The 25,198-nt window shown below is 45.8% G+C and carries 22 protein-coding genes; 5 read left to right on the top strand and 17 right to left on the bottom strand.

Annotated elements, in window-relative coordinates:
* Positions 1 to 99 precede the first annotated feature (99 nt).
* Both FHS57_RS01110 and FHS57_RS01105 read left to right on the top strand, forming a co-directional pair.
* Positions 100 to 816: a pyridoxine 5'-phosphate synthase gene (locus tag FHS57_RS01110; RefSeq protein WP_183971017.1), complete on the top strand. Its 717-nt coding sequence runs from the start codon at positions 100 to 102 to the stop codon at positions 814 to 816.
* A gap of 27 nt (positions 817 to 843) precedes the next feature.
* On the top strand, positions 844 to 1,227 hold the full coding sequence (locus tag FHS57_RS01105; protein WP_122934169.1) for a RidA family protein: 384 nt from the start codon (positions 844 to 846) through the stop codon (positions 1,225 to 1,227).
* Between the two features lie 213 nt (positions 1,228 to 1,440).
* On the opposite strand, the gene FHS57_RS01100 is transcribed toward FHS57_RS01105, so the two are convergent.
* Positions 1,441 to 2,619: an acetyl-CoA C-acyltransferase gene (locus FHS57_RS01100; RefSeq protein ID WP_183971016.1), complete on the bottom strand. Its 1,179-nt coding sequence runs from the start codon at positions 2,617 to 2,619 to the stop codon at positions 1,441 to 1,443.
* A gap of 164 nt (positions 2,620 to 2,783) precedes the next feature.
* Here FHS57_RS01100 and porU2 point away from each other — a divergent pair, with 164 nt between their 5' ends.
* Complete coding sequence (porU2, locus tag FHS57_RS01095; protein WP_183971015.1) at positions 2,784 to 7,748, top strand: putative type IX secretion system sortase PorU2; 4,965 nt, start codon at positions 2,784 to 2,786, stop codon at positions 7,746 to 7,748.
* Positions 7,749 to 7,751: 3 nt separating this feature from the next.
* On the opposite strand, the gene FHS57_RS01090 is transcribed toward porU2, so the two are convergent.
* Together FHS57_RS01090 and FHS57_RS01085 are read right to left on the bottom strand one after the other, a co-directional pair.
* A complete protein-coding gene (locus FHS57_RS01090) occupies positions 7,752 to 8,483 on the bottom strand; it encodes an esterase family protein (protein WP_183971014.1) in 732 nt (243 codons plus the stop codon).
* Positions 8,484 to 8,492: 9 nt separating this feature from the next.
* Positions 8,493 to 9,344 carry an RpnC/YadD family protein gene (locus tag FHS57_RS01085; protein ID WP_183971013.1) on the bottom strand — a complete coding sequence of 284 codons (852 nt, stop codon included), beginning with the start codon at positions 9,342 to 9,344 and terminating at the stop codon, positions 8,493 to 8,495.
* 90 nt (positions 9,345 to 9,434) lie between these two features.
* Here FHS57_RS01085 and FHS57_RS01080 point away from each other — a divergent pair, with 90 nt between their 5' ends.
* Positions 9,435 to 10,850: a high affinity choline transporter 1 gene (locus FHS57_RS01080; protein WP_183971012.1), complete on the top strand. Its 1,416-nt coding sequence runs from the start codon at positions 9,435 to 9,437 to the stop codon at positions 10,848 to 10,850.
* On the opposite strand, the gene FHS57_RS01075 is transcribed toward FHS57_RS01080, so the two are convergent.
* The 6 genes from FHS57_RS01075 to FHS57_RS01050 all read right to left on the bottom strand — a co-directional run bounded on the left by FHS57_RS01075 (position 10,794) and on the right by FHS57_RS01050 (position 15,871).
* Positions 10,794 to 11,234 carry an NUDIX domain-containing protein gene (locus FHS57_RS01075; protein WP_183971011.1) on the bottom strand — a complete coding sequence of 147 codons (441 nt, stop codon included), beginning with the start codon at positions 11,232 to 11,234 and terminating at the stop codon, positions 10,794 to 10,796. The genes FHS57_RS01080 and FHS57_RS01075 overlap by 57 nt on opposite strands.
* A 107-nt stretch (positions 11,235 to 11,341) precedes the next feature.
* Complete coding sequence (locus tag FHS57_RS01070) at positions 11,342 to 12,112, bottom strand: TPM domain-containing protein (RefSeq protein ID WP_183971010.1); 771 nt, start codon at positions 12,110 to 12,112, stop codon at positions 11,342 to 11,344.
* 10 nt (positions 12,113 to 12,122) lie between these two features.
* Positions 12,123 to 12,554, bottom strand: a complete 432-nt coding sequence (locus FHS57_RS01065; RefSeq protein ID WP_183971009.1) for a TPM domain-containing protein — start codon at positions 12,552 to 12,554, stop codon at positions 12,123 to 12,125.
* Positions 12,555 to 12,675: 121 nt separating this feature from the next.
* Positions 12,676 to 13,257: a LemA family protein gene (locus FHS57_RS01060; protein ID WP_183971008.1), complete on the bottom strand. Its 582-nt coding sequence runs from the start codon at positions 13,255 to 13,257 to the stop codon at positions 12,676 to 12,678.
* 155 nt (positions 13,258 to 13,412) lie between these two features.
* Entirely contained in the window at positions 13,413 to 14,942 is a 1,530-nt protein-coding gene (locus FHS57_RS01055; protein ID WP_487756036.1) for a GH3 auxin-responsive promoter family protein, read from the bottom strand.
* Between the two features lie 80 nt (positions 14,943 to 15,022).
* Positions 15,023 to 15,871, bottom strand: a complete 849-nt coding sequence (locus FHS57_RS01050) for a glycerophosphodiester phosphodiesterase family protein (protein WP_183971745.1) — start codon at positions 15,869 to 15,871, stop codon at positions 15,023 to 15,025.
* 398 nt (positions 15,872 to 16,269) lie between these two features.
* Between FHS57_RS01050 and FHS57_RS01045 the strand changes: the two genes are divergently transcribed.
* Positions 16,270 to 17,427, top strand: a complete 1,158-nt coding sequence (locus FHS57_RS01045; RefSeq protein ID WP_183971006.1) for a 2-isopropylmalate synthase — start codon at positions 16,270 to 16,272, stop codon at positions 17,425 to 17,427.
* Positions 17,428 to 17,588: 161 nt separating this feature from the next.
* Here the strand turns inward: FHS57_RS01045 and FHS57_RS01040 are convergent, their stop codons facing one another.
* The 8 genes from FHS57_RS01040 to ctlX all read right to left on the bottom strand — a co-directional run bounded on the left by FHS57_RS01040 (position 17,589) and on the right by ctlX (position 25,161).
* Entirely contained in the window at positions 17,589 to 19,202 is a 1,614-nt protein-coding gene (locus FHS57_RS01040) for a GMC family oxidoreductase (RefSeq protein ID WP_183971005.1), read from the bottom strand.
* 41 nt (positions 19,203 to 19,243) lie between these two features.
* Entirely contained in the window at positions 19,244 to 19,903 is a 660-nt protein-coding gene (locus FHS57_RS01035; RefSeq protein WP_183971004.1) for a hypothetical protein, read from the bottom strand.
* Positions 19,890 to 20,252: a GntR family transcriptional regulator gene (locus tag FHS57_RS01030; protein ID WP_183971003.1), complete on the bottom strand. Its 363-nt coding sequence runs from the start codon at positions 20,250 to 20,252 to the stop codon at positions 19,890 to 19,892. Before FHS57_RS01030 ends, FHS57_RS01035 begins: the two co-directional genes overlap by 14 nt.
* A gap of 5 nt (positions 20,253 to 20,257) precedes the next feature.
* Positions 20,258 to 21,085 (bottom strand): hypothetical protein, encoded by an 828-nt coding sequence (locus FHS57_RS01025; protein ID WP_183971002.1) that lies wholly within the window; start codon positions 21,083 to 21,085, stop codon positions 20,258 to 20,260.
* Between the two features lie 145 nt (positions 21,086 to 21,230).
* Positions 21,231 to 22,037: a hypothetical protein gene (locus tag FHS57_RS01020; RefSeq protein ID WP_183971001.1), complete on the bottom strand. Its 807-nt coding sequence runs from the start codon at positions 22,035 to 22,037 to the stop codon at positions 21,231 to 21,233.
* Positions 22,038 to 22,742, bottom strand: coding sequence for an ABC transporter ATP-binding protein (locus FHS57_RS01015; RefSeq protein WP_183971000.1), 705 nt, complete (start codon positions 22,740 to 22,742; stop codon positions 22,038 to 22,040).
* A 117-nt stretch (positions 22,743 to 22,859) separates the two neighbouring features.
* Positions 22,860 to 24,194 carry a DEAD/DEAH box helicase gene (locus tag FHS57_RS01010; RefSeq protein WP_183970999.1) on the bottom strand — a complete coding sequence of 445 codons (1,335 nt, stop codon included), beginning with the start codon at positions 24,192 to 24,194 and terminating at the stop codon, positions 22,860 to 22,862.
* 37 nt (positions 24,195 to 24,231) lie between these two features.
* Positions 24,232 to 25,161, bottom strand: a complete 930-nt coding sequence (gene ctlX, locus FHS57_RS01005; protein WP_183970998.1) for a citrulline utilization hydrolase CtlX — start codon at positions 25,159 to 25,161, stop codon at positions 24,232 to 24,234.
* Positions 25,162 to 25,198 lie beyond the last annotated feature (37 nt).

The raw sequence follows: 25,198 nt of genomic DNA, 5'->3' as shown, positions 1-25,198 counted from the left end.
AAAACTCAGAATATCAAGTTTCTGAACTAAAAATTGTCAAAAACTCGTTTTCCGAATACCTTTGGGTGTGTCTATTCGACCATTAATTAACTACCGCTTATGACTCGTCTTAGTGTAAACATCAACAAAATTGCTACCCTCCGCAACTCGCGGGGCGGCGATAATCCAAATGTCGTAAGAACTGCGCTTGATTGCGAGCGATTTGGAGCGCAGGGCATCACGGTTCATCCCCGTCCCGACGAGCGTCATATTCGTTACCAAGACGTCCTTGAACTCAAGGAAGTCGTCACTACTGAGTTTAACATTGAGGGCAATCCTACCGAAAAAAAGTTTGTTGAGTTAGTCTTGAAAACGCAGCCAGCTCAAGTAACGCTCGTTCCTGATGCACTAGGGGCGATTACCTCAAACGCAGGTTGGGATACCATTGCTCACCGCGACCGACTGACCGATTTGGTACAGACCTTCAAATCAGCAGGAATTCGAGTGTCGGTGTTCGTTGACCCTATCGAAGCCATGGTTGAAGGTGCCAAAATTTGCGGAGCCGACCGAGTAGAGCTTTATACCGAACCCTACGCCGCTGAGTATTTTGATAACCGTGAAGCAGCGGTGGCATCCTACGTACGAGCGGCGAACGTTGCCAAAGAAGTGGGTTTGGGGCTGAATGCGGGACACGATTTGAGTTTGGATAACCTGCGATTTTTGAAACAACAAATACCCCATTTGGACGAAGTATCCATCGGCCACGCGCTTATCTGCGACGCGCTCTACTACGGCCTTGAAAACACCATCCAGATGTATTTACGCGAATTGGAGTGACTAAATTAACCTTATAATTTTATAGTTATGTCGAAGAAAATCATTTTCACCACTGCGGCACCCTCGCCCATTGGCCCTTATTCGCAAGCTGTGATGGTTGGCGATACGTTGTATGTATCAGGACAAATTCCCATTGACCCTGACAATGGCGACCTCGTCACGGGCAATATCGAAAACGAAGCGCGTCAGGTGATGTTGAACATTGGAGCTATCTTAAAAGAAGCTGGACTGCACTACCATAACATCATCAAAACGTCCATTTTTTTGAAGGACATGAATAACTTTGGGAAGGTGAATGAAGTGTATGGGCACTTTTTTTCGGGTCACTACCCTGCCCGTGAAACTGTAGAAGTCTCACGCCTACCGAAGGATGTTAACGTTGAAATTTCAGTAATTGCGGTGAAAGATTAGTGGCAAAAAAATAAAGGGCAAGTTTGCAAAATAGCAAAGGGCAAAAAATAAAGAGCAAGTTTGCAAAATAGCAAAGGGCAAGTTTGCAAAATAGCAAAAGGCAAGTTTGCAAAATAGCAAAAGGCAAAGTTGGTATTCTGCGTTTTGCTCCTTGCTAACTTGCCTCTTGCTATTTGCTCTGTACAAATTTGCTCTTTGCAAACTTGCACAGAATTAGTTCAAAAACTCGTAAATACCTGCTACTCCTTGGCCACCACCGACGCAGGCGGTCACCATGCCGTATTTCTGCTCGCGACGGCGCATTTCGTTGAACAATTGCACCGACAAACGCGCACCCGTTGAGCCCAGGGCGTGTCCAAGCGCAATAGCGCCCCCGTTAGGGTTTAGTTTAGTCGGGTCAATTCCCAATTCTTTTATTACTGCCAGCGACTGAGCTGCAAACGCCTCATTCAATTCGATTTGGTCAATGTCATTGAGGGTAAGACCCGCTTGTTTAAGCGCAATCGGAATCGCCGCCACGGGGCCGATACCCATAATGCGTGGCTCTACCCCTGCCGATGCGTACGACATCATGCGCGCAATCGGCTTCAGGTTTAGTTCATTTACCATTTTTTCAGACATCACCACCACAAAAGCCGCTCCATCTGACGTCTGAGACGAATTCCCTGCTGTCACACTTCCGCCTGCTGCAAATACGGGCTTCAAACGCCCTAGGGCTTCGAGGGTAGTATCGGCGCGTGGACCTTCGTCTTTGTTTACTACATATTCTTTTGTCTTTTTCTTTCCTGAGTTGGCGTCGAAAAACGTTTCTTTTACCGTAATAGGGACAATTTCTCCGTCAAATTTACCCGCAGCTTGTGCGGCCAATGCCTTTTGGTGCGAAGCCAACGAAAACGCATCTTGCTCATCGCGGCCAATTTTAAATTGGTTAGCTACTTGCTCAGCCGTTAATCCCATTCCAATGTAATAATCAGCGTGGTCTTTTGCGATTTCGTAGTTGAGGGCTGTTTTCCAACCCGTTGTAGGCACCATCGACATCGACTCTACACCTCCTGCCACGATGCAATCCGCAATGCCCGCGTTGATTTTAGCCGCTGCAATCGCAATCGCCTCCACCCCTGACCCACAGTAACGGTTAATCGTAAAACCAGGGACGCTTTTAGGCAAAGCAAGCAGCGAAATAAAACGCGCAATTTGCATTCCCTGTTCGGCTTCAGGCACGGCATTTCCCACGATGAGGTCATCCACCCGAGCGGGGTCAAGTTGCGGCAATTGCGCCATCATGTGTTTGATTACTTCTGCACCAAGGTCGTCGGGGCGTGTAAAACGAAAAACACCTTTCGGGGCTTTTCCCACGGCGGTGCGGTATCCTGCTACAATGTATGCGTTCATGTTTTAAGGTTGTTTCGTCTTATTGTTTAACGTTTTAGATTCCTTACCACAAAACAACCATTTTTTTTGTAAAAAATACTCTGCAAGCATAACATATTTTTAAATACTTGGCATTTCTTCGCTGAGTCGTTAACTTGCATCTTCAATATCAGCGAGTAAAACCCATGAAACTTAGATTTGAGGTAGAGGCGAAAATTGCTACGTTTCTCTTTTTTATTGTTGCACTCTCAACCAACGCCCAGCGCTACGGCAACGAGTGGATTAATTTTCAGCAAACGTATTTTAAAATTCCTGTTGCTCAAAAAGGGCTTTATCGTATCTCCACCAACGAACTTCGCCAAGCGGGGGTTCCTGTTTCGACCCTCAACCCTACCTCCATTCAATTGTTTTTTCGGGGTAAAGAACAGGCTATTTTTATTCAAGGCGAGAGCGATAATAAGCTGGATGAAACCGACTACCTTGAGTTTTACGGGGAAGGAAATGACGGCACCCAAGACTCGTTGCTTTACTTACCTCACAGCGCCCAACCGCACAAACTATACAATCTTTATTCAGACACTACTGCCTACTTTTTGACCTGGCGCCTTGATGGGCAAGCGGGCAAACGCATGGTTTTTTATCAGGAAAATCCGACACCAACGCTCACCCCTGAGCCTTATCACCACGAAGATTTGTTGGTTTCCAACATTGCAAGTTACAATTACACGGGCATGTCGGAAGGCTTGATGTATCCTTTAGGTTCGCCGAGTGGGGCACAAAATTCTTTTTATGATTATGGTGAAGGATGGACGGGGCCAGAAATTTCCATCAACAAACGAAACCAACGGAGATTTGCCCTCGAAAATCCCGTCCGAACGGCTTTTCAGCCTCAACTTGAGCTGCATTTGATGGGCCGCGACCACCGCGCCCATTTTATCGAAATCAGCGTTGGAAGCACCCTCAATGCCAATCGATTGGTGGATACGGTTCGGTTTAGTTACCAAAATGCGTTGTTGGTTCAGTATCCTATTTCATTTTCGGACGTGTCGCTCGACAGCAATCGTATTTCAATTGCCACGGTTTCAAGAGGCGGTTTTCCGAACCAAGCCGAAGATGTTTATAGCGTGACTTATTATCGCCTCCGCTATCCCCAACGTTTTGATGTACTCAATACTTCTCAGAAATACTTTTACCTTTTACCCAATTCTCAAAACAAATCGTACCTCGAAATTGCCAATGCTACCGCTGCCACACGCTTATTTGACATCAGCGATAAAAACAACGTAGGTCGTGTTGGTTCAACCCTCGAAAACAGCATCCTAAAAGCCGTAGTGCGGGAAACCGCTTCTGAAAAAACGCTTTTTACCACGCGCCTCCCATTGGCCGTTCCGAGCATACAGCGCGTTACGTTCCGCAACATTGACCCAACCAAAGCCAATTATCTGGTGGTGACGCACCGTAACCTTATCAACGTCGCCAAACAGTTTGGTGGCTACCGAGCGTCTGTTGCAGGAGGGAAATACGACACCCTCACCGTGCAGATGGATTTACTCGTTAATCAATTTAACTACGGCGAGTTTAGCCCGTTGGCTGTGCGTCGTTTTGTACAATTTATGGTCGAAAAAGGGAATCCCAAGTTTTTATTCATTGTGGGACGTACCCAACAAATCGACTTTAACCGTACCAATTCCAACCTTGCGAATGTGGACATGGTGCCAACGTTTGGATGGCCTGGCTCCGACAATCTGTTTTCGCACGGCTTAAAGGGACAACCCTCGCTCGTGCCCGCCCTTCCTACGGGGCGAATTTGGACGGATAATCCACAGGAAGTACTTAACTACTTAGAAAAAGTAAAAGAGCACGAAGCCACGCCCATGAATGCGCTTTGGCGAAAAAACATTCTGCATTTGAGCGGTGGCACCAATTCGTTTGAGCAAGCGCAATTTTTGGGTATCATGGAGTCTTTCAGGAAAAAAGCCCAAAAGGAATTTTTAGGTGCCAAAGTAACAACCATCACCAAAAAAACCGACGAAGCCATTGAGTACGTGGGCATTACCAACGAAGTCAACGAAGGAGCGGGAATTATGACGCTGTTTGGGCATTCGGCCCTCAACGTCACCGATATTGATTTGGGCATGGTGTCCAACGACGTGTTTGGCTACCGCAACAAAGGCCGTTATCCGTTAGTATTTGCCAATGGCTGCGTGGTTGGGAATTTTACGTTTGGCTACAGCCGAACCTACGCCCAAGACTGGATTACGACCAAAGACCGCGGAGCCATTTTGTTTTTGGCACACTCCAACGTGGCTTATGTGTATTCGCTAAATGATTATGCCAACACTTTTTATAACGTCATGCTGGGTGATAGTACCAACTTCAATCGTCCGTTTGGAGAGGTTTACCAGCAAATTATCCGTAAAACGTTGGCGCTTTACCCCGAAGACCCTACGTACCAAGCAGATGCCCAACAGATGACACTTCAAGGCGACCCTGCCGTGGTGATTTTCCCCACCCAAAAACCTGATTATGCTGTTAACAGCCAAAGTATTTTGGTTCAAGGCAAAAACGGAGCTGCTGTTTCTGCGTTTAGTGACTCGCTCAAAATCAAGGTGGTGGTAGCGAATCTGGGACTTTATCGCAACGAAAAACTACCCCTTCGCCTTACCCGTACTACCCGCGACGGAATTGTTTCGGCCTATGACGCTAGTTTCTCAGCCGTTGCGTACCTTGATACACTTACCTTCAGCCTTCCCCACGACCGTAGCCAAAGCGGGTTGAATCGCTTTGAGGTTCAAATTGACCCCAATAGCGTTTTGGCCGAGACCAGTCGTACGAATAATGTAGCTGCTGTTGAATTAAGTTTGCCCGTTGCAGGGGCTTACCCTTTGTTACCTGCGGAGTATTCCGTGGTTTCAACGACCGAAAATGGCCTGCCAACCACGCTGCTGGTTGCCCAGCAAATTGATAATAGTAACCGAAATTACACCGTTGAAATTGACACGACTGCCCGTTTTGACAGTCCTTTCAAACGTACCCAAGCCGTCGCGGCAACGGTGCTACCAAGTTGGAAAGTAACGCTTCTTAACCGCGATTCAACCACCTATTATTGGCGCATTCGCTACGCCGACCGCCCCGCAAGCAGCGACAATGTCTGGACCGAAAGTTCGTTTACCTTTGTCAAAAATGGCGGAGAAGGTTGGGCACAGCGTCAGCCTCCTCAGTTTACCAAAGCTACTCCATTGGAGGTGAATTTATCCGTCAATACCCAACCTACTTGGTCGTACAAGACCGTTTTCACCAACGTAAAAGCCGTAGTGGCAGGAAGTTCCGTCGGGGCTTTTAATGAGGGTTACAAAGCGTCACAATTATCCATCAATGACATTTTGTTGGTGGTGGAAGGCAACTGCACGACTTTTGACCAAATCGACAATTGGCGACCTGGTGCCAATCTTGCCGTCACGGCACTTCACCGCGACAACCTTCAAGCGTATTCAGTGATGCCCAGCCGTAATTGCGGAAATCCGCCGTACGTTATGAACACCCTCCGCCAGCGCGAGATTGTGAACGATAAGCTTTTTAGCAAATGGGTGGACGCCGTTCCTGACGGTGATTGGATTGTGCTGATGACGCTCAACGGTATTCAATTTGATTTATGGCCAGCCTCAGAGCTTACTAAACTCACTGAGCTTGGACTAACGCAAGCGAGTATGGCACGACTTAAAAGCCCTTATTTACTGATTGTTCAAAAAGGAGCCAAACAACCTGCCGTTGAGGTTGGCCCCGACCCAAATGACCTTGCTCCGAGCCTTCGGACGCTTACATTGGATAATTTCACCTTAAAAAGTAACAGCGGGAAAGGACAAATTACCTCTTCGTTGGTGGGGCCAGCTAGTCAATGGAAAATGCTGAACTACAACACAAAACCTCTTACTTCTAACCAAACACAAGCAACCCTAGAAATGATTGGAATTTCCCTCAACGGTGCTGAAAAGGTTTTAAAAACGGGCGTAGCCACGGGGACAATTTCTCTCCAAGACGTTGACGCCACTACGTATCCTTACCTTCGTTTAAGGCTTCAACTGGCCAATAATGATGCCCGAGTGAGTACACCTTTGCAATTACGAAATTGGTGGGTCAACTACACACCCGTTCCCGAAGGAAGTGCCACCGCAAGCCTGAATGGCGCTCTTGAACGTCAAGAAGGAGAAGTGGTTTCAGTCAATGTTTCGTTCAAAAATATCTCTCCCGTTGCTTTTCGCGATTCGCTGGTTGTTCAGCAAACGATTTTTAGCCCCACAGGTGCGCCCCAAATGAGTGAGCGAAAGTTGGGGCGCCTGCAACCCAATGAAGAAGCAGCGTTTACCGTTGCAATGCCTACGTTGGGGAAAGGCGGCGATAACCGTTTGTTGGTAACAATAAACCCACGCCGTCAGCCTGAGCAAAACTACGATAATAACACCATCAATCTACCGTTTACGGTTGTCTCTGACCGCTTTGCTCCCACGCTCGATGTGTTTTTTGACGGACAACGCATCCGCGACGGAGAAGTAGTTTCGGCTACACCAACGATTTTGCTTCAACTCAAAGACGAGAATCGTTTTCTTTTCAAAAGGGATACGTTAGGCATGGATTTATTTTTGCAACGCCCCTCACAAACGACCTTCCAGCGCGTTGCTTTTTCTAGCTCAGTCCTTCGATTTATACCCGCCGATAACCAAAATGTAGCTCGAATTGAATTTCGCCCCGCTTCCCTTCCCGATGGGGTGTACACCCTTCGTTTTCAAGGGGCTGATGCTACCTTAAACCGAACGGGCGTTTATCAAATCAGTTTTCGAGTGATAAACGAACAAAAACTTGTTTCGGTAGAAGCTACTCCCAACCCAGCGAATGAGCTTATTAAAGTTTCTTTTACGGTTTCGGGCAAAGAAAACCCCACCGAAGCAACGATTGCGCTGGTAGATATGACGGGGAGAATCTTCAAAACCGCTTCGTTTGTGCCTCGGGTTGGGTTTAATGAATGGATTTGGACAAACACCACCGACCTACCCGCAGGAACGTATGTGTATCGGGTGACTGTCAAGAAGAATGGAGAAGATATTCCTGTTGCCGACGGAGTCAAGACAACAGGAAAAACCGTAGTAATTCGCTAAAAGTTAGAAGCGAGTTTCGAGGTAATGAGGCAACATTTTTCGCCATGACGGCCAATCGTGCGGAATATCGTACCCCCAAACGTCTAACTCATGTGGGATATTTTTGGAGCTCAACACGCTCGAAAGGTAACGTGATGAATCGGGGTCTTCGTAACTGCCCGAGCCCGTGACGATATGGATGTGTTTACTCGCACGATACTTTGCCAAATAAGCTTCATCCGAAAGGTTTCGCAAATAATGAACAGGCGAGTTGAAATAGACATTGTCGTCGTAGTGTCCTTTGGTATAAGCCGTTAGGTCATAGCACCCACTCATGGCAATCACTCCATTAATCAAATCAGGACGGCGAAAGAAAAGGTTGGCCGAATGTAACGCCCCAAACGACGCTCCTGCCGCAATAATCGGCGTATCAGGGCTTGTTTGGCTTTTGATGTACGGAATCACTTCGTTAAAAATATACTCATTGAACTGTTGATGACGCACCGCTTTGTCGCGTCCGCTCATGTGATTGTTTAACCAACTCTCGGTATTGATACTATTGACCGAAAAAACTTTCACTTTCCCTTCGTTGATAGGTTTTGCAATCGTATCAATGAGTTGAAAACGTTCGTATTCAAGGTAATCAGCGGCGGCGGTTGGAATCATCAATAGAGCAAATCCGTAGTGACCATACACCGCGATTTCCATGTGTTTATTGAGCGATGGGCTGTGCCATCCGTCTAAAAAACGTTGCATATAAAGACCTTAGTCGTTTGTTTTAATTGCAGATTGAATTTCTACTACCACCGACACCTCTACCCCCACAATATCAGCGATTTGCTCTATCGTCAGTAGGTTTGATTGTAACATTTTAGTAATAATTCCTCGTTGCTTTTGCTGCATCCCTGTTTCCATCCCCCTCTCCATTCCTTTTTCCATTCCTTTCTCCATTCCTTTGCGGTAGCTGTAGAAATCTTCCAGTGAAATATCTGTGATTGGCATATCTTCTAAAAGTTTTAAGGTTGTCTCATCTAAATTACGGATTCCTGATAAAATTACCAACTGGTTGGCGTACCGCCCCAAAGAAAAATGGTTAGGTTCCAGCTCTTGAAGTTTTGTAATAATCCGATGCGCGACTTCAATGGGTGGAATATTTTTAAAGTTTGCTAAAATAGCCAACAATACCTCCTCAGGCGAAGTACTATTTAAAAACAGCTCATAGTCAAAAGATTGAAGGCTACGTTGGTTGTACTCAAATTGACAACTACCAAAATCATGCTTCACTTCCCATTTATCACCTCCATTTTTTGTAAGATAAACGATGTACTGTCGTACTGATAAACGATATTTTCGTAAAAGAAGTGCATAATATTCCAGCATTCGGTAAGGCATATCCTTGTCCAACGCTGTTTGAAACTCCAAATGAAGTAGGTAGGGTTCAGAGCCATCATTTGGTACGACTTTCTTCAAAAAGTCAGGTTTTCGTTCTACCGTCAACTGAATATCATCGGGTAATTCGATTAAAATATCAACATCAATTCCAAGCACTTTTCGGGCAAGAAATGGAATCAAATTTTCGATATTTTCTTTGAAAATCTTGTCGTAATCGTTTGCCACAGGTTCAAGTTTGTTGTTTTACTCAAACAAAATTGCAAAAACCAGTTAATGTTCCCAAATTCGTCCCCTTCCCACTTTTTCGCTTGATTTATGCTTATTTTTTCCATTGGTATATATCTTCTTATCAACGTCGCCGTCGGTTTTTGGGCGTCTCGGCGAGTACACAGCACCCAAGATTTTGTGTTGGCTGGGCGCCGTTTACCCATGGGACTGGCCACAATGGTTACCTTTGCGACTTGGTTTGGCTCGGAAACCATGATGGGGGCTCCCAAAGAATTTATCGAAGGCGGTTTCCTAAATGTCATTGAGGAGCCTTTCGGCGCGGCCTTATGTTTGATACTTGTAGGTATATTTTTTGCCCGAACTTTTTATCGTTGGAACATCATTACTTTTTGTGATTTTTTCTTGATGCGTTTTGGTAGGACGTCAGAGTTTGTCTCGGCAGTGATGATTATCCCCTCGTACTTTGGGTGGATTGCTGCTCAGTTTGTCGCCATGGGCATTGTGGGGCAAGTCGTGTTTGGGCTGCCGTTGAGCACAGGCATCTGGGTTGGCGCCATCCTCGTTATGTTCTATACGTTTATGGGCGGGATGTGGTCGGTGTCGATTACTGACTTTTTACACAATATTATCTTGATTTTTGGACTTATCATTTTGGCCATTATCCTCTTTTCCAAAACGGGAGGAATCGCTCCTGTCACGAGCCAACAGCCTGCTGATTTTTTCCGCATTACCCCGAAAGAAATGAGTTTGCAAAGCTACGCCGAATACCTGGCAGCTTGGATTACGGTAGGGCTAGGGTCTATCCCCCAACAAGATATTTTCCAGCGAGTTATGTCGTCCAAAGATGCTGACACTGCCGTGAAATCTTCGATTTTTGCGGGAGGTCTTTATTTGACGGTGGCGCTTTTGCCTTTGTTTATCGCCTTGGCCGCCAAAACGCTTTATCCTGAATTAATGAACGGAGATACCTCCCTCATCATTCCCAACATGGTGCTTCAACACGCACCATTGTGGATTCAAATTTTGTTTTTTGGCGCCTTAATTTCGGCCTTGCTGAGCACCAGTAGTGGCGCTATTTTGGCTCCTGCGGCAGTATTGGGCGAAAATCTTGTCAAACCCTATCTTCCTAACCTATCTGACACCCGCCTTTTGCTTGTCATTCGCTTGGGCGTTGTTTTCGTGACGTTTGCCTCTATTTGGATGGCACAAACACGACAGGACATTTTTGAATTAGTGGGAGAATCTTCGGCCTTTAGTTTGGTCTCTCTTTTTGTACCGCTCACTTTTGGGCTTTATTGGAAACGCGCCAATGCCGTTGGATGTATGGCGTCAATGATACTCGGGTTCGTCGTTTGGGTGTTGTGCGCATTTGTATGGCATACGACGTTTCCTGCCATTCTCTACGGAACAGCCGCAAGCTTGTTAGGAATGCTTGTGGGGTCGTTGTTAACTAAAAAAAGGCTGGTTGATTTGCCCGACGTAGGGATGGGGCGGGCTGCCTAGTAATCCATCTTGAATGTATTGCCCAACGTTGGGGTAGAGGTTTAATTGGTGTAGCACATTCACAGGCTTCCAGCAAATTTCCAAGGCTGTCGTCTCGTTGGGGTTGAGTCGTGGGATTCCTCCGATGATTTGTGTCCCAAAAACCACATGAAGCACGTCGTCTTTTTGGTGTGGTAACAGTACCTCCCCCGAAAAAAGCATTCCCTGAACTTCTACCTCAATCCCTAACTCTTCGCTTAGTTCACGTTCAATCGTCTGCGGGAGGGTTTCGCCACGGTCGGGGTTACCACCAGGCAAAGCAAATACGTCGTTGCCGCTGTAGTTATAGCGCAGCAAAAGCAAATGGTTATTTTCAATAATGAGCGCCGCAGGCCGTACTTTCATAAAGAATCTATTTTGTTATTTTTTCGGTAGTAAGCAACCGAAAACACGGTTATTGCAACCGAGAACCCACTTTTATTCGTCATTCTACACTCCCTCACTCGTCATTCCTAATAATCTCCTCCAGCGCCTCCACCGCCAAAGTCTCCCCCACCAAAACCACCAAAGCTTGAACCGCCACCACCGCCGCCGCTGTTGCCCCAGTTGCCCGACGAGCTACCCCAGCCCGTGTAAGTGGTGTACGGATACCATCCGCCGCCGCGTCGGCTTAAACCACCGCCACCGCCGCCTTTGTTGGCTTTGGAAATGATGATGATAATAATAATGACAATGATGATTAGGAAAATAATAACCCCCAAAGGTAACTCTCCATCGCCGCCCTCGGTGCCGTCCGATTTGTATTCTCCCGCTGTGTACTTGATGATTTCATCCGTTCCTCGGTCAAGGCCACGGTAATACATCTTTTGTTTAAATTCAGGAGATATAACCGTCGAAATAATCCGTTTGGCAATTGCATCAGGCAACGCGCCCTCAATGCCTCGCCCCGTAGCGATAAAAATCTTGCGGTCATCCGACGCCCACAACAACACTATGCCATTGTCTTTGTCTTTTTGTCCAACACCCCAACGTCGTCCCAGCTCAAACGCATAATCGCCTGGAGGATACGGCAACGTTGATTTCACAATCACCACCGTAATTTGTGTCGAAGTGGAATCATTAAAAACCCGCAGTTTTTGTTCGAGGGTTTCACGTTCTGTCCCGTTTAGCATACCCGCGTAGTCGTTGACCAAACGCCGAGGATTCATCGGTTCGGGAATATCTTGTGCCCAAACACGAATGGTGCACAAGGTTATCAACAAAAGAGAAAAGAAATGACGCATTGGAAAAAAGTTACCCGAACGAAATATCGTCGGAGAGTTCGTTGATGTCGTTTGCTTGGCGAGGGAAAAACGTTTTCAGTTGCTCACCTGCCAACTGAATCCCTTGACTGAGACCTTCGGCAAATTCATTTTTTTTGAAATGAGCTCGCATTGTATCGCGCACATTGTTCCAAAAATTATCAGGAACGCGTTCGTTGATGCCTTTGTCACCCAGTACGGCAAACTTTCGGTCGTCTGTGGCCAAATAAAACAACACCCCGTTTTTCAAATCAGTGCGGTGCATTCCAAGGTCCGCAAAGACTTGTTTGGCACGTTCGATGACATCGCTTTCGAGGCAATTGGTCTCGATATGAACACGTACTTCGCCCGAAGTCACCAGTTCTGCCGAACGAATCGCCGCCACTACTTGCTCTTGTTGGGAAGAAGTCAAAAGAAGAGACATGAACAATGTACGGTTTAGAGTTTACAAGTTTACGGTTGGAAAGTACATCTTCCCGAAAGTTTTAAACTTTCGGGAAGATTGTTAAACTTTCGGGAAGGTTGTTTTTCAGAAAGTTTTGAAATTAGAACTTCACCGTAGGTGCCGTTTGTGCCGCTTGAGAGGCTTCAAAATAGCCCTTCTGCGCAAAGCCAAACATACCAGCAAAAATGTTGGCAGGGAACGTACGTACCGATTGATTATAACCTTTCACCACTTCATTGAAACGGTCACGCTCTACCTTGATACGGTTTTCGGTGCCTTCCAACTGAGCTTGCAATTCCAAAAAGTTTTGGTTGGCTTTTAGTTGCGGATACTGCTCTACCGATACCAAAAGGCGCGAAAGAGATCCACTCAATTGGTCTTGAGCTGCCTGAAACTTCTGCATATTTTCAGGAGTCAATTGGTCTGGTTTCAACTGGATAGACGTAGCTTTTGAACGTGCTTCAATCACTGCGGTAAGCGTACTTTTTTCAAAATCAGCCGCTCCTTTGACCGTATTTACTAAGTTAGGAATCAAATCTGCACGACGTTGGTAGGCGCTTTGTACGTTGGCCCACGCATTGTTGACAGTTTCGTCTTTGCTCACGAGGCCATTGTAAGTACTACAGCCGTACATTCCAAAAATGGCAAGGACGACAATGACAATTAATGTGGTTTTTGACATGGTTTTGTTAGGTTTTAGTTAACGGTTGCAAAGTTGTGTAATTCTAAAATTTCTGGTGGACTATTTACACCGATGGTTTGTTTTCGTGGCAAAATAGGCTTTTTACGTTTCAAAAAAATGACCAAGCCTAGTTTTTGGGTTTACCTTCGGTTCATTTACTCCATTTGATACACCATTTGTAAAATTCCTTCTAAATACTCCCGCGAGTTGCTCAAGCGTGGTACTTTATTTTGGCCGCCTAATTTTCCTCGACGCCCCATCCATTCATAAAATGTACCCGACGGAACATTGTGCATGAGCGGCGCCAACAACGCAAGGTCTTGATAACGCTTGGCATCGTAGTCAGAGTTCACTTCCCGAAGGCGTTTGTCTAGCAAGTGACAAAACTTTTGCCAGTCGGACGGTGCCGTACTAAATTCAATCACCCATTCGTGGCGGCCTTTACTGCCATCGTCCATATAGACAGGCCCTGCGGTGTAGTCATTGATCACGGCTCCCGTGTTTTCACAAGCAAAGGTGACGGCCTCGTCGGCGTTTTCGATGATGACTTCTTCGCCAAAAGCGTTGATAAAGTGCTTGGTACGGCCGCTAATTTTGATACGGAAAGGATATTTTGAGGTAAACTTAATGGTATCTCCAATTTGATAACGCCACAAACCACTGTTGGTCGAAATGATAAGCGCGTAGTTTTTATCCAACTCTACTTCATCCAGCGTAACGGCTTTGGGGTGCGGTTTGTCCCACTCTTCTACGGGTACAAATTCGTAAAAAATACCGTAATCGAGCATCAACAGCATTTCGCCTGGGTGGGCAAGGTCGTCTTGCACCGCAAAAAACCCTTCCGAAGCATTGTACGTTTCCATGTAGGTAACTTTGTCGCTTGGAAAGTATTTTTTCATAAACAGCTCACGGTAAGGCTGAAAGGCAACTGCTCCGTGGATAAACACCTCAAAATTAGGCCATATATCGAGCATGTGCTGCGCTCCACGTTCCTCCATAATGCGGTCGAGGAGTACAATCGTCCAAGTCGGTACGCCCAATATACTTGTCACGTTTTCGTTGCCACAGATTTCAGCCATCTTGACCAATTTCTCCTCCCATTTGTCCATCAAAGCAATGTCGATGGGTGGCGTGCGAATGTAATCGGCCCACGCGGGTAAATTCCGCATAATCACCGCCGACACGTCGCCGACCATTCCACCTTCGCTGTTGAAGGGATTATCATGCAAACTTCCGCCAATCGACAACCCTTTTCCCTCAAAAACCAACGTTCCTGGACGGTTTTGGGCGTACAGCGTCATCACGTCGCGGCCACCTCGGTAATGGCATTCTTCCAACGATTCGGGCGTGATGGGCAAATATTTGCTGCGGGCATTGGTCGTTCCCGACGATTTTGAAAACCATTCTACATCCGACGGCCAAAGGACGTTTTGGTCGCCGTGCAACACCCGCTCAATCGACGGATACAAGTCTTCGTAGCTCGAAATCGGTACGCGTTCTTGGTATTGTTTGATGGTTTGAATCGAATCATAGCGGTACTTTCGCCCCCAATCGGTGTAGCGAGACGCTTCCAGCAAATCGTGGAATACTTTGTACTGAACCTCGATGGGATTCGCCTTGAAGTGTTCGATACGCTCGGCACGACGCTTCATAAAAAAGACCATTATGTCGTTCAGTAGAGACACAGAAAATCAGGTTTTATTTTCTCAAACATAAATAAAAGCAATGAATCATACACTACCCTCCTAATAGGTTTTGGTAAAAATCAGGATTTCGGGATGCGATTCGGGTAGTCCGTAATAATGCCATCGACGCCCATGGCCTTCACTTTGTGCATTTCTTCGGTCGTATTTACCGTCCACGGCACCACTTGCATTCCCATCTTGTGCAGTTGTTGTACCCGCTCCGTCGAAAGTAATAAATAGTAAGGACTGTATATTTCAGGGATGAACCCTAAATCTTCGACGTTTTTTTCAATCCCTTTGGCATTGGCTACCAGCGCCGACAAGGCTACTTTTTTGTACTTGCCCGCGTCGATTTGTTTCTTCCAATGTTTTAAAACGTTGAAATCAAAACTTTGGAGAACAATCCGTTCGGGTGGCAATTGAGCCATGATTTCTTGATAAACCAAGTCCGAAAACTCCGCAGGTTGAGGCTGCGACTTATCGTATTCTTTTTCTTCGCTCTTGATTTCGATGTTGTACAAGAAAATCGGCAGTTTGTTTTTAACTCGGTACGCCTCCACGGCCTCAATCATCTCGCTTAAAAGCGGCTTGTAGGTTTTCTGTTTTTGTTGTTCGGGAAAATTTGCGTTGCCATTGCTCCCCACATCGTAGCGTTTGATTTCGTCATACGTGAGGTCGTACAACACAATTTTGGGACTTTTTGGCACGGGCGTACCATCGGGTTTTATCGAAAAGTCGGCGTGAAAATAAGGGTCATGCGAAACGACTACTTTCTTATCTTTCGAAACAACGACATCCAATTCTAGGGTATTCACTCCGTAGTCGAGTGCTTTCAGAAACGCAGGAATGGTGTTTTCGGGCATCAATCCACGGCAGCCACGGTGGCCTTGCCAATTGAAAAGTGGCGTTTGGGCAAAGGTAACTTCCATACCAATAGTTAGGAGAAAAATAAACAAAAAGCGGGGTTTCATCTGATTCGGGAACGTATGTCTTTACAAAACTAGGTATTTCTGCTTTATTTGTAGAAAAATAGGAAAATCTGCGGCAAGAACAAAATTTATATACCGCTACATTTTTTTTGAAAACTTTTTGCACCAAAAAATTATTCCGCTATTTTTGTAGAAGAAATACGCGTACAGCGAAAATTCGCAACACAATTTATGACATTACAACCTAATAATATTCTCGGTCTTCTCCTCACACAGGTCATGTGAGAAAGGAAACCTTTGTAGTAAAAAGGCCCTTTCTCACGTTGAGAAAGGGTTTTTTGTGAATAAAAATCCCAAAAGTCGAAATCTAACCAATTTATAATTTCTCTTTACACACAATGAGCCAAAAAGTCCAAATTTTCGACACCACGTTGCGGGACGGCGAGCAAGTGCCTGGCTGCCAATTGACAACCGATGAAAAGATTGTGGTAGCACAACAACTCGAAAAACTGGGTGTTGATATCATCGAAGCGGGTTTTCCTGTTTCGAGCCCTGGTGATTTTCGTTCGGTGGTAGAAATTTCAAAAGCTGTTCGTCAGCCTGTTATTTGCGCCCTTTCACGCGCCGTAAAAGGGGATATTGATGCCGCTGGAGAAGCCCTCAAATATGCTCAACGCGGACGGATTCACACGGGACTTGGTTCGTCCGATATTCACATTCAGCACAAATTCAACAGCACACGTGAGAAAATCGTAGAACAAGCGATTGGCGCCGTAAAACACGCCAAGTCGTACGTAGAGGATGTAGAGTTTTATTGTGAAGATGCGGGACGTGCGGATGTGGCTTTCTTGGCACATTTGGTAGAGTCAGTAATCAAAGCAGGAGCTACGGTTGTAAATATCCCAGATACAACGGGCTATTGTTTGCCTAATGAGTATGGCGACAAAATCAAGTATATTTTTGAAAATACCTCAAACGCTCACCTTGCGACTATTTCGATTCACTGTCATAACGACCTTGGTTTGGCAACGGCCAACTCTTTGGCTGGTATCATGAACGGAGCCCGTCAGGTGGAAGTAACGATGAACGGAATTGGCGAACGGGCTGGAAATACGTCGTTGGAAGAGGTGGTGATGGCTCTCAATGTACACAAAGAATTAGGATACGAAACGGGCATCAATACTCAGTTGCTTTTCCCTACCAGCCAATTGGTTTCAAAAATGATGCGTATGCCAATACAAGCCAACAAGGCGATTGTGGGGCGTAACGCGTTTGCACACTCTTCGGGTATTCACCAAGATGGTTTCTTGAAACATACCCTCAATTACGAAATTATGAGCCCTACCGACGTGGGTGTGGATAAATCAATGATTGTGTTGACGGCTCGTAGCGGTCGCCACGCGTTGAAGCACCGTTTGGAATTGTTGGGTTATACGTTCGATAAAGCAACGTTGGACATTATTTACAAGCAATTCTTGGACGTAGCCGACATCAAAAAAGAAGTAAACGACAAAGATTTGGTAGAGCTTGCTCGTGAGATAGTTGTTGCTGGTTAATTGGGTACTGGTTACCAGTTTAGCCGAAAATCATTCCTCCCCCGCAGAATCACTTTTGCGGGGGTTTTGTTTTGTCATTTTTTTTAAAACACATAGAAAACATAAGATATAACTATGTACCCTATTGTGAAAAATTCTATTGTGAACTATGTGTTTCCCAATTAACTATGACGAATATCCCCCAAAATCAAATCAGCGGCTTTTTCGCCAATCATAATGCAAGCGGCGTTGGTATTGCCCGCGATGATACGGGGCATAATCGACGCATCGGCCACCCGAAGCCCTTCGATGCCGTGCACCCGCAATTTGCTGTCCACCACCGCCATTTCGTCGTTGCCCATTTTACACGTACCAATGGGGTGATATACCGTCTCTAGCAACGTTTTGATGTGTAAAACAAGTGCCTCGTCAGAACTACGTTGAAGGGGAAGAATTACTTCCTTTCGCACCATGTCAAATGCTTTGGCGTCCATAATCTCCAGCGCTTTTTTCGTCCCTTTCAACAGCGTTAGCACGTCGTCTTCTTCGGATAAAAAACGTGGGTCAATGAGTGGCGCATCCAACGGATTTGACGAATGAAGCCCCACATAACCAACACTTTTGGGCTTGAGAAGCGTTGGTAAAATGGTAAAACCGCTGGTATGTGGAAAGGTATCAATGTTGTAAAAATCGGCTTTCCCGTCGTTGCCCATGTGAACTGGCGCAAAATGAAACTGGAAATCGACGGGGTCGGGGCCTGAATGAATTTTGGTAAACGCATTGGCTTCCAACGGACTAATCGTCATCGGTCCTTTTTTCATGAATACGTACTGCGCTAACCCCTTCACCTGCCCCCACGCCGACAGATAATCGTTGGCGGTTGGTACGTTAGCCAAGGCACTCACCCCCGTAAATAAGTGGTCTTGTAGGTTTTTACCCACCCCTGGTAAGTGTTTTTTAGCCTTTATTCCGTGCCTTTTTAGCTCGTCTTTATCGCCAATCCCCGACAACATCAAAATTTGTGGGGAATTAAACGCTCCCGCCGAGAGGATGATTTCTTTGTTGGCAAACGCTTTTTCGGTGGTATTTTTTCCCGTCAAAAACTCCACGCCTACCGCACGGTCATTGTCCAAAATCAGTTGAGTTGTGTGCGCAAACGTAATGACTTTTAAGTTGGAGCGATTTAAAATGGGCTTCAAAAACGCCGTTGCCGTACTCCACCGTTTTTGGTCTTTGATGGTAAACTGAAACAGGCTCGTTCCTGCTTGCTCGGCACCGTTATAATCGGGGTTTTCGGGAATTCCCTTTTCGGCACAAGCTTTCACAAACGCCTCCGCCACGGGCGTACGATAGCCCGTCGCGTAGGTGACGTTGAGCGGTCCACCTTGCCCGTGGTACTCGTTGTGAATCTGCTCGTTATGTTCTGATTTTTTAAAATAAGGCAATACGTCTTCGTAACTCCAGCCTTCATTTCCAAGTGCTGCCCATTGGTCGTAATCGGCGCGGTTGCCTCTCACGTAGGCCATGGCATTGGTAGAACTACTGCCGCCCAATGCTTTTCCGCGCGGCAAATACATTTTTCGATTAAGTACATGCGGCTGAGGCTCGGTTTCAAATCCCCAATCGACCTCCGTACGATTGAGTTTGGAATAAGCCGCTGGAATATGAATTTCCATTTTTTTGTCAGGCCCTCCTGCTTCCAACAACAATACTTGGATCGCTGGATTTGCCGAAAGGCGATGCGCCAGCACACAACCCGCCGAGCCCGCCCCGATGATGATGTAATCGAATGTCATTTCCGTGAAAAGGGTTTATTTTTCAGGAAATGTACAATTTTTTATTGTAAATTTTTCAGTGATTTGCCCGAAAGTGTTACCTCACTACTATCCGACTGAGAAGCCAATCGAATTTTCTTCACCGTTGCTCCCACGTCCTCCAAACCTGCTTTGTCCGCCAAGCTCACCGTCAACTGATTGATTTCGCTTCCTTCTGCCAATCGGAGTTTAGAAATATCTTCTACCCGTGCATCTAGCTTTTCCCACGTTCCTTTTTGCAGCGCACACACGCTATTTTTCTTCACCAACAGCGACGCCTGCATGGGCTTGACAGTGACGATACTGACGTTTGAATCATACAGCTCAATCGTGGGCATTTCGGAAAAATACAACTCACAAAAATCGACATCATCCTGCCGTCCCGTTACCGCTGAGATTTCGAGCGTGTCTCCCCTTTTACTATAACCAAAACCTACCCGACGGTAATCGTGGCGAAAGCCTTGTTTTTCTTCTCCTAGATGTAGCACAAAGCGAATACCTTTGGCTCTCAATACTTTAATTGGCTTATTTTCAATTCGAAACGCTTCAAAAACTGTATGCGCTTTTCCTCGTTTGGCGGTCAGTTGTTCCAAATAGGCACTCTTGTACCCAAACACTAAAAGCGCCTGAACTACCAGCGTCACAACGACGGCTACGGTTAGCAATAGATTAGATGTTTTCATATTCGTAAAATCGTTTTTCGAGTTCTTCAAAACTCATTTTTAGTAAGCGAATTTGTTTAAAAAAAATCGGTAGTTCGTTTTGTACAAACGTTTCCTTGCGCCAGTTGAGGTAATTTTGTTCGCCATTCGATGCCACAAAATACCCCAACCCACGCTTGGTAAAAATCACCTCTTGCGTTTGCAAAAAATCGTAAGTACGCTGCACCGTATTGGGGTTTACTTCCAGCTGCACCGCCAACTCCCGAATGGACGGAATTTTGTCATCGGGTTTCCAACGTTGGGTCAGAATCTGCTCGCCGATGTGTTCGGCAATTTGCAGGTAAATCGGGATTTGGTTATGAAAATTCATGGCTGTTAAACTTCTTTTTCTTTGATTTTCAAGTACGTAGCTACCCACAAAATGACAGGCAAACACCCCATCCACCAAACCAAGTAGGGTAAGTCAAGGGTTGAACCAAATTGGAGATGAAGTTTGGAGATAGTTCTTACACTTGCGTATATAAACCCTGGATAAGGGGAGGTTTCCACTCTATCGGCATTTGGCAAAATTGCTGTTAGTGCTTTTTGCTGAAACACATAGAGAAGTGCTATCGCTCCTAACCCAATTGCCAATGTTTTGAAAAAACTATATTTCCTAAAAATCAAACTTCCCAACATAAACGCTCCCGAAATGCCGAAAACTCCAATTGCTAAACTTGTTTGAATTACATTTCTAAATGCCTTCTCATAATCCATTCTGATAATTACTTTAGGAAAGGTTGAAAGGATAAACGGGGTACCAAAGAACCACGTTACTCGCCATAAAATAGCCGTTATTATCAAGCTTAAAGGGATAGTAAGAAGCCAAGCGAAACAAAATCGTTCTAAGGGGGAAACGGGCAATGTTAGAGAAGATAAAGTTTTAGAAGAAGAAGAAGAAGAAAAATAAGAGTAAGCATAGCTTCCCGAAATCCAGGTGGCTATTACGGCAGAGTTAAAAAGCCCAGCAAAAGGGTTTAAATCATACCCTTTCAACTGGTCATAATAAAATTTATCCTCCAGTGGTTTACACAACAAATAAATGAATATCAGCTGCATTACCATAATACCTACGGCAAACAGCGCATACACTTTCCAGTTTTCACGAAATTCTTTTCGGGCATAGAGTCCGAAGCGTCGAATATCAAATAGGTCATTCATCATCAATAAGATTAATTTGTTTTAAAAAATCTTCTAAGCGCTTACTTACGCACAGTTGCACCGCTTCGCTCTGTTAATCGTCATTAGAAAGCTGATAGACAGCTGATTAGATTTTACTGATAACCGATAACTAATAACGGATAACTACTTACACTTCTCGTTCTTTCATTTTTAGAAACACGATGGCGTACAAACAAATCGGCAAACAAATTACCCACCAACACTGATAGAGGTTTTCGTAAATAGAGTGGATACGTTCGACCGAAATTCCCTCAGGGCTACGCACCGTAATCGTCGGAGGTACCCAAGGTGCGGGTGTAGGATACCGCAGTCCTTCGGCAGGGAATAATGCTCGTAACAAATACCCTTGCCCCCAATGAAGTACCCCAACGCCAGCGAGCAATAAAACTCCCATCGTTTTGAGGAAATTGAGTTTGCCGAGGGTCATTGCACCCAGCATAAAAACCGCCGAACCCGTCAAGATAAAAATAGAAAAGTAAGAAGCGTCGGCCCAGTAGGCAAAATCAGTGTTGATTTTTAAGGTAGGAAACTCTTCTTGCCATTGCTCAATGATTAGCAACCAACTTATTTTCCACACAAACGCGCAAACCAACATCGGCACGGGAAGCGACACCAACCACGCATACAGCAAACGCTCAAGGTTGGATACGGGCAAAAGCAACGTCCCAAAACGTTCGTCTGCTACCGAAAAACCTCTCAGGCTAAATCCACTGCTTACCCATACCATCATACCCATTGTTATCACCAACGAAGGGTAAATATCGATGGGAATATCTCGGTATTTTTCTGGCACTTTACTGCTTTCTGAGTAAATGAAAAAGCCCATCAATGCAACCATTCCTACCAAACCCAACGCATAGGCTTTCCAGTTTTCGCGTAACTCTCTCTGAGTATACCACCCAAATCGGCGAAGGTCAAACGTATCGTTCATCATTTAGTGAAATTGAATGACTTCTTGGAACAAACTTTCGAGATTGGGCTGCGCGGTTGCCTCGGCGGCCAAGGCATTGAGGTCTTCGTTATAAACGATTTTGCCCTGATGAAGAATCAAAACGGCGTCTATCAAGCTATCCAAATCGCGCACTTGGTGGGTCGAGATCACGATGCAGCGTTCGTCGGTCATCGCCCCCGCTACCAACTTTCGGAAGGTACTTTTTGAAGGAATGTCCAAGCCATTGGTAGGTTCATCCATGAGTACCAGCGGTACTTGGGTCGCCAAAGCAAAGCTGATGACCACCTTCTTCCGCTGCCCAAACGACAGTTTAGAAAAGACCTGTTCGGCAGGGACTTGAAACTCCTTTAAGTACTCCAAATACAACGATTTGTCAAAATTTGGGTAAAAAACGCCGTAGGTATCCGCGTACCGCGCCGCCGTTGTATGTGGCAAATGAGGTTCATCGGCCACAAAATACAGCTGACTCATCAACGAAGGCCTGCGGTGGCGTGGCTCCTGCTCCAACACCTTGCACGTCCCTCCTTTTGGAAAAACCAACCCTGCTAGTAACTTGAGCAAAGTCGTTTTACCCACCCCGTTTGCCCCCAAAAGCCCATAAATATGCCCTGGCTGCAAGTGCATTGTCAACCCCGAAAACAGGGGCTGCTTTTCATAGCTGAACGAAATAGCGTCTAAATGAATCATGGAATCTTTGAGATTTAGTGTACTATTTAACTAATACACTACAAACATATAAAAACCTCTCCATACATGTCAATAGAGAGGCTTAATTTTTTTTAAATCTCCTGCAGAAGCACATCATCACCCATTGTTAGGGCGTGTTTTTCTGATGGGTTTGCCGTACTTTTTCATCATTTCTTTGGCATGGTCGCGGCGCACGTTTACTTTTTTGTTTTTCTCCGATTTGTCGTGAAATGCACCACCAAACGATTCGCTCAATGCAATCTTGACTTGCGGGAGTTTCATCATTTGTTTCGGTTTCTCCTCTTCAATCAGTTCATCCGAAATTTCGAGGTGTTTGGGCAACGGCCGCATTGGAATTTCCTGCTGCATTAGCACTTCTACCTCCAACTGCTGCTCTTTCTCGTTTTCGGTAATAAAACTAATGGCCACGCCTTTTTTGTCCACCCGACCTGTACGACCAATGCGGTGAATGTAAGTTTCGGGGAACTCTGGCATGTCAAAATTAATGACGTGCGACACTTCGGCAATGTCCAAGCCGCGCGCAATCACGTCGGTCGCAACCAAAATACGTGCTTCGCCTTTTTCAAAACGATTCACGGCCTCAAAACGCTGGTTTTGGGCTTTATTTGAGTGAATAACGCTTAATTCTTCGCCAAACTCCACCGACAATTCGTTGTACACCAACTCAGCCAAGTGCTTGGTTGCCACAAACACCAACACTTTTGTCATGTCAGGGTCGTGGCCAAGGAGCAATGTCAACAAATTGATTTTGGTATAAAAATTGGGAACGTCGTAGGCGGTTTGATAAATATTATCCAATGGTGTTCCTACGGGAGTGGCCTCTACCCGCACAGGGCTTTCGAAGTAGCTGTTCATCAACGCCTCTACTTCATCAGTAATGGTCGCCGAAAAAAGAAGATTTTGGCGTCGTTCAGGCAGCGTATCTAAAATTAGTTTCAATTGCGCCCGAAACCCTAAATTGAGCATTTCGTCGGCTTCGTCGAGCACCAACCGCTTGATATTCTTTGGCTTCACTACCCCACTCGACAGCAAATCGACCAATCGACCTGGCGTAGCGACCAAAATATCAACACCGTTGGACACCTCAGCCACTTGGGGTTTAAAATTTACCCCTCCATAGACACCCACCACGAGCAGGTTCATGTAGGTCGTTAGCTGTTTTACTGACTCCACGACCTGCACCACCAACTCGCGGGTGGGCACTAATATCACTAATTGCGGAGATTTCTCTTTGGAAAACTGAAACAGACGCAAGCACGGCAACAAGTACGCAAAGGTCTTTCCCGTCCCTGTTTGTGCAATTCCATATACATCTTTCCCTGACATCACGACTGGAAAAACCTTCGATTGGATGGTTGTGGCCGTCGTAAAACCCAAGTCATCAAGGGATTTCAACAGGGATTTGTTCAGATTTAGTTCGTCAAACTTCATGTGGCTTATTCATCGTAATAAGCCACAAAGGTACGACTTATTTCTCAGTAAGATGCACTTCGGCCATCATGCAGCGGGCAGAACCACCCCCATTTCTTTCGATAATTGACAAATCTGAGTGGAGCAATACGGCATAATCATCGAGTTCATCCCGCTGTTTGGCCGTCAATGACTCAAACGCTTGCGTGGACATCACGAGCAGTTTTTCGCCCCGTTTGTTATATACCAATAACATATTTCCTGCGAAGCTGTTCATTTGCTCCAGCGTAATTTCTATTACTTGTTTTCCCGTTTTTTCAAGCTCTTCGCGCACGTACAATCGCTCGTCGGGGTCAGTGATGGCTTGTAAACAAACTACGGCAAAGGCGTCGCCTATGCACATGAGGACGTTGGTATGGTAAATTGCTTTTCCGTTGGCATCGGCTGCGTTAAATTTCACGATACTAAAGCCCGTCGCTTCCGAAAATGCGTCCAAAACCTCGGGATGCGTGCGCGGAGAAAGACAGGCGTACGCCATTTTATACCGACGGTCGAGCACCATACTTCCCGTTCCTTCCAAAAACTTTCCTTCCTTTTCGAAGTGGGTCAAATCAATGACTTCATCCACTTGAAAATGTTCTTTCAGGCTCTCAATAATGTCCATACGGCGCTCCAAACGGCGATTTTCGGCTTGCATTGGGTAGAGAATCACCTTGCCGCTTTGGTGGAACGAAACCCAGTTGTTTGGAAAAATAGAATCGGGCGTATAAGGTTCAGGCGTATCGTCGTACGTAATCACATCCACGCCTGCGGCTGTGAGTTGTGCTACCATGTTTTCAAACTCGGTCAAGGCATCTTGTTGCGCACTGTCTTTGGTTTGAGTAGCCAAGGCGGCGTCTTGAAACGCGTTGCTTTCGGCCGTTTCTTCATTAAACCCAAAACGCACAGGCCGAATCATCATAATGTGCGTGGTGGCTTGAGGTTGCATTTTGTACGACATACTACTCATCTCTAGTTGCTGATTT

Source organism: Runella defluvii, assembly GCF_014195535.1.
GTDB classification, from domain to species: Bacteria; Bacteroidota; Bacteroidia; order Cytophagales; family Spirosomataceae; genus Runella; species Runella defluvii.
Note: the sequence above shows the minus strand (reverse complement) of the source record. Positions and strands in the feature narration are given on the sequence as shown.